This is a genomic window from Mycobacterium gordonae, from assembly GCF_001417955.2.
Taxonomy (GTDB): Bacteria; Actinomycetota; Actinomycetes; order Mycobacteriales; family Mycobacteriaceae; genus Mycobacterium; species Mycobacterium gordonae_B.
In genome coordinates this window covers 1-438 of record NZ_LKTM01000289.1, presented here as the reverse complement: position 1 = coordinate 438, position 438 = coordinate 1, and the positions used below count along the sequence as shown (strand labels likewise).

Below are 438 nucleotides of genomic sequence, written 5' to 3'. Positions count from 1 at the left end.
GTGGTAAGGCCGTGTTGCTGGGGCTGGGCGGGACCGGTGGGATCGGCGGACTCGGCGCCCCGGCGGGTGCCAACGGCGCGGGCGGCGCCAACGGGTTGCTGCTACCCGCGGCGGCGCTCAATGTGATCAACGCTCCGAGCGTGGCGCTGACCGGGCGCCCGCTGATCGGCAACGGCGCCCCGGGCGCGGCGGGCAGCGGCGCCGCCGGCGGCCCGGGTGGCTGGCTGTTGGGTGACGGCGGGGCCGGTGGGTCCGGCGCCAACGGCGTCCCCGGTGGTCCCGGCGGGGCCGCCGGATTGTTGGGCACCGGCGGTACCGGCGGCTCCGGCGGATTCGGCGCCACCGGTGTCGGACGGGCGGGCGGACAGGGCGGTAACGGTGGCTTGTTCTTCGGCAACGGCGGGACAGGCGGGGCCGGCGGAGTCGGCGCCGCGGCGG

General features: G+C 78.8%; 1 protein-coding gene. It reads left to right on the top strand.

Features of this window, described 5'->3' with window-relative positions:
- Positions 1 to 438, top strand: a 438-nt coding sequence (locus AO501_RS38315; RefSeq protein ID WP_419775682.1) for a PGRS repeat-containing protein, incomplete at both ends; no start/stop codon positions are given.